The organism is Alphaproteobacteria bacterium, assembly GCA_018063245.1.
GTDB lineage: Bacteria > Pseudomonadota > Alphaproteobacteria > JAGPBS01 > JAGPBS01 > JAGPBS01.
In genome coordinates this window covers 1-4,963 of the sequence record JAGPBS010000081.1, presented here as the reverse complement: position 1 = coordinate 4,963, position 4,963 = coordinate 1, and the positions used below count along the sequence as shown (strand labels likewise).

General features: G+C 42.0%; 6 protein-coding genes. 2 read left to right on the top strand and 4 right to left on the bottom strand.

The window, feature by feature from the left end; translation table 11 throughout:
- Positions 1 to 217: 217 nt before the first annotated feature.
- From KBF71_08810 to KBF71_08795, 4 genes are read right to left on the bottom strand one after another with little or no spacing between them, the layout of a single operon-like run.
- The gene (locus KBF71_08810) at positions 218 to 985 is read right to left on the bottom strand and encodes a flagellar basal body L-ring protein FlgH (protein ID MBP9878411.1); all 768 of its coding nucleotides are present in this window, start codon (positions 983 to 985) and stop codon (positions 218 to 220) included.
- 10 nt (positions 986 to 995) lie between these two features.
- Entirely contained in the window at positions 996 to 2,093 is a 1,098-nt protein-coding gene (gene flgA / locus KBF71_08805) for a flagellar basal body P-ring formation protein FlgA (GenBank protein MBP9878410.1), read from the bottom strand.
- Positions 2,094 to 2,114: 21 nt separating this feature from the next.
- On the bottom strand, positions 2,115 to 2,906 hold the full coding sequence (flgG, locus tag KBF71_08800) for a flagellar basal-body rod protein FlgG (protein ID MBP9878409.1): 792 nt from the start codon (positions 2,904 to 2,906) through the stop codon (positions 2,115 to 2,117).
- A gap of 20 nt (positions 2,907 to 2,926) precedes the next feature.
- Entirely contained in the window at positions 2,927 to 3,640 is a 714-nt protein-coding gene (locus KBF71_08795) for a flagellar hook-basal body protein (protein MBP9878408.1), read from the bottom strand.
- Between the two features lie 309 nt (positions 3,641 to 3,949).
- On the opposite strand from KBF71_08795, the gene KBF71_08790 reads away from it, so the two are divergent.
- Complete coding sequence (locus KBF71_08790; protein MBP9878407.1) at positions 3,950 to 4,468, top strand: flagellar basal body-associated FliL family protein; 519 nt, start codon at positions 3,950 to 3,952, stop codon at positions 4,466 to 4,468.
- A gap of 80 nt (positions 4,469 to 4,548) precedes the next feature.
- A partial coding sequence (locus KBF71_08785) for a flagellar motor switch protein FliM (protein MBP9878406.1) occupies positions 4,549 to 4,963 on the top strand: 415 nt, incomplete at its 3' end.

Below are 4,963 nucleotides of genomic sequence, written 5' to 3'. Positions count from 1 at the left end.
CACAAGGCCCACAACCCTTGGCAGCCTGAGTGTAGGAGGCTCCGCTGCCGGGTTGTGGACTTTTGGATAACTTATCCTCTAAAGCGGACATTTCTATCTTGCTCTAAAGCGGACATTTCTATTTTGCTCTAAAGCGGACATTTCTATTTTGCCTTGACATAGAAGAATAATTCGTTTTGGGGGAGCGTTAGAGTAAAGGGTGACAAAAGAAGAGATCTTAGAACGGCATGATGATGTCAAAGAGCTGAGCGCCATAAGGCGGTTGTTGGAAGTCCATAATTTGGCCTTTGCCGCCGTATGAAACGCGCGCTTCTGCAACTTTCTCGATGCTCGTTTCATTTCTGCGGTCAATATCTTCTGGGCGGACAACGCCTGTAATGAGAAGCTCTGTCATGTCATAATTCACTCGAACTTGTTGACGTCCTTGAATGACGAAATTGCCGTTTGGGAGAACCTGTGTGATGATTGCAGCTAGACGTAAAGTGATTGCCTCGGTGCGATCGATGCTTCCTTTACCATCAATTTTGTGCTCTCTATCAAAGGTGGCTGATGGACCGCCTGTTTCACTATTGGTGAGTTTCTTTAAGATGCTTTCATCTCTGAAGAGTTTTGTGATGCTTGAATCTTCTGAATTTTTTCTTTCTCGTTTGGATTCATTTGATGTGCTGGCAGAATTGTTCATGCTGATCAGAACGGTCAGAATATCTCCAACTTGCGATGCACGTTGGTCTTTAAAAAAGGCTTTAGAGCCAGGTCTCCAGAGAGAGTTTGATTGATAGGCTACTTGATGTGTGTCGGGCATTGGTAAATCGACAGGGCGATAGCCTGGTTGCTTGGTTGGGTTGTGAATTTCATCGAGCTGTGGTTCTCTTCCAATATTCATGAGCCTATCAAGGGCATTACAGGCTGACAGTGATAATCCAATTGAACACAGGACTAGAGCAGTGGAAAGCTTTTGAATGGTCGAGGAAGAAGAGTGTGTCATTTTGTGTCAATCAATTATTGTTAGCAGAAGGAGCCTGTATTGAATTTTGCCCTTGATTGTTTTGAAATGCAAGGTCAAAAGGAGAATCAACACGTGCTTGATTAAGGCCAATGACTTCAGCTTCAATGGTGATTTTGCTTTGCGGGTTTAAAAGCCGAATGCGATCTCCCTTCGAGCCGTTTTCAAGAGCTGTTGCTTTTGTTGTCAGCGCGAGATTTTGTGAAACGAGCGTAACGGTTGTAATTGATCCCTTGGTTACAAGAATGGGCGCCATGATATCAAATTGTTGAATGGGGAGATTGGGTGAAACGATTCGCTTTGGTGTATAGCCAACCAGATGTGCTGGGTCTTGAATCACCTCTTGATTGACTTTGTTTTTAGGAAGGCGCAAATAGACAAGGTCACTATCCTTGATGATTTGCCCTGTTTTGGTTTGAGTCTTTAAAACTGGAATTTGTATGGTTTGTTGTAATTTACCAGTGAGCCTGTTTCTCACAAGTGGCATATCGGTTGACGGAGCGATAATGTCAGCAGAGAAATGCCCATTGGTTTCATCAAGAGTGAGTGCCTCAATGGCAAAACTTGCTTCAATATCTGATGGCAGATGAATGCTCGAATCTTTCTGATCGAATGAGACAATCCATTCTTGAGGATCGATATTGTGATCTTCGGTCAATTTATCTAAGAGAGATTTTTGGATGTCTTCTTGATGGATGGTTGAGCTTGAGCGATAAACAATCGAGACATCAGATTGTCCGTTTGGTTGCCATTGAATGCCATTGAGTTTTGCGGTTTTTGTCAAAAAACGATTATCAAGAACGAGTTTTGATCCAGGTTTTGGTGCGCGTGCGATTGCTTTGTCGTAAAGCTCATGATTTTCAATGGGTGAGAAAACGTCTCCTAATTTGACATAGTCGCCACGGATTGTCACATTTTTGTGCACAACAACTGCGTTTTCATTTGCAGAGGCCATGTTATAGGTGAGACAACAAAAAAGCGTGATAGCGGTAAGGCCGCCTAACGCATAACGTAATATGCCAGGCTTTCTCTCAATTGATTTTTTGAGGTTCGCGTGTCGTTGTCTGTCGATTTTAATAACGATGCTCATTGTTTTAGCCCCCTATGTTTATTATCTGAGATTGGTCAGAGCAGATAACATTTGATCTTCAGCAGATATAATGCGTGAGTTCATCTCATAAGCACGCTGTGCGCTGATCAATTCTGTGAGCTCGCTCACAACTTCAACGTTTGAGTTTTCTAAGTTCGATTGTAGAATTTTACCAAAACCATTGCTGCCAGCGATGCCAACAACAGGATTGCCAGAGGCAGGCGTTTCTCCAAAATAGTTCTCGCCCAATTCTTCAAGGCCGTTTTCGTTAATGAATGTGGCAATTTGAATTTGTCCGATTGTTGTTGGTGCAATGACGCCATCTAACTTCACAATGACTTCACCAATTGTGTTCACTGTCACATCCACAGCATTTTGGGGAATCGTGATGGTTGGAATGAGCAAGTATCCCTCTTGTGTTACAATTTGTCCCAATTCATTTCTGGTGAAGTTACCATCTCTTGTATAAATGGTTTCATCGTTTGGTCCTGCAATCTGGAAATAACCTTTTTGATGAATGGCCATATCGAGCTGGCTTTCTGTCTGTGTCATTTGTCCTTCCGTTAAAATACGGCTGATGGCAGATAATTTCACACCTGTACCAATTTGGATTCCTGACGGAACCAAGGCGCCTGTGTCTGATGCCACTGTTCCGGGTCTGAGTTCAATACGGTAAGGTGTTGTTTTGTTAACTGTAATATGACGCTTGAAAGCTGTTGTGCGTAAGTTGGCAATGTTTTGTGAGATTGTGTCAACGGTTGCCTGGGCATTTGTCATCCCGCTGGCAGCAATTCTCATAGCTAGTTGTTCCATTTTTTTATCCTACGTAATTGTTAGAGTATGTTTTGAATGAACGATCCCAAGAGATCTCCCGCGGAATCGAGTATTTTTTGGTTGATTTCGAATTCACGCTGAACAGCGATCATGTCTGTCATGGCAACAGCTGGATTGATATTGCTGCTTTCAACATGATGTTGGCGTAATTTGTAGTCAGTTGCGCCGATTGCTTCTGCTGTTGTTGTGAATAGATTGTCTTGCCATTCTTTGAGCTCTTGTTCATCTTCAAAGGTAACAACAGCAATTTTCCCAACCACTTCATCTTCAGTTGCAACAGTGCCATCCGGATGGATAACAAAAGATAAAGCTGTTGGTGGAATCATAATAGGGCCGCCACCCGCACTTTGAACAAGATCACCTTGATGTGTGCAGAGCTCGCCTTTTTCATTTTGTGTAAAATGACCATCGCGGGTGTAATAAGTTTGATCACTTCTTGCAATCATAAAGTGTCCTCTACCCAGAATACCGACATCATATGGATCACCTGTTTGCACAAGAGCACCTTGAGAAAGATCACGAAAGGTACTGTAGTCAAGCGGCATTGTGATCATTTCACCCGATGATTGCTTGACATTGTCTCCAACAAGAAAGAGCGAGGATCTTTTGAATCCTGTGGTATTAATATTCGCAAGATTATTCGCGATCATGTTTAAATTTCGTCTGAGCGCTGTTTGTCTTGCTAATGTTGTGTAGTTTAAATTCTTATCCATTATCCTTAGACCTTCTTGATATTTTCGGTTGCTCATGACCAGATGCAGGAAACGTGCCACGAAAAATAATCATTAAATTGAAATGGTTAAGGTATTTTCGTTGATGTCAGTTTTGATTTGAGGGTAAGAAGTGTTCACCTGATGGAAAAAAATGCCGGTTTTGTGTCTGAGTGATTTGATGATTTCTATTTGGATAAAAATTTTATAGGCTAGAAATAAATATATTAATAGAATGGTGAAAAAGATATTTTATTCACATGTAGAAAAAGAGTAAGATAGTATAAGAAAATAAATGATGCGGGGATCGATATGGCAGACGAAGAGACTGAAATTGCAGTAAATACAGAAGGTCAGGACGGCTCAGACGGTGCTGCTCAAAAAAAACGGATGAGCGGTAAAAAGATTATTCTGTTTATTGTTTTGCCACTTGTGTTGATCGGAGGTATCGTAGGAGGTCTCCTTTTCACAGGTGTGATCGGCGGTCATAAAGAAGAAGAGCAACCGAAAGTTGTAGAGCAGACACCTTCTTTGTTTTTAAAGCTCCCTGAGCTTTTGGTGAATCTTAATACAAAAAATCGACGTCAAAATTACCTGAAAGTTGTTGTAACGCTTGAAATTGGCAACCCAGAAGATCTGAAAAAGCTAGAAGAAATGCAGCCTAAAATCATTGATGCTTTTCAAGTTTATTTAAGAGAAGTGCGTCCAGAAGATATGAAGGGCTCAACAGGGATTTATCGCTTGAGAGAAGAACTGCTTAGGCGTGTTTCCGTTATTGTCCAGCCGGTTGAGGTTCGCGATGTTTTGTTCCAAGACGTTGTCATGCAATAGGTAACTTAGGTTAAGGGATTGAAGAGATGACAGGTGCTGTTGCTCAAAAAGAAAATGAACAAGAATTACCCCAAGGTGCGATGAGCCCTGATGATCAGCTTGCGGCAGAGTGGGAATCGTCTGTTGAGAAAGAGGCGCAGAGCATAACCAATGAAGAGGTTGTGGAAGGCGAGACTGAAAACCTGCGTGTTCTAAATCAAGATGAGATTGATAGTCTCTTGGGCTTTTCTGATGATGACTGGGAAAGTGATAACTCCGGAATCATGGCGCTTGTGAACAGTGGTCTTGTGAACTACGAGCGCCTGCCAATGCTTGAAGTTGTTTTCGATCGGCTTGTGCGCATGATGACAACAAGTTTACGTAATTTCACATCTGATAACGTTGATGTGAATCTTGAGCAAATCACCTCTGTTCGATTTGGCGATTACCTCAACTCCATTCCATTGCCAGCCATGCTATCTGTTTTTAAAGCAGAAGAATGGGATAACTATGGAC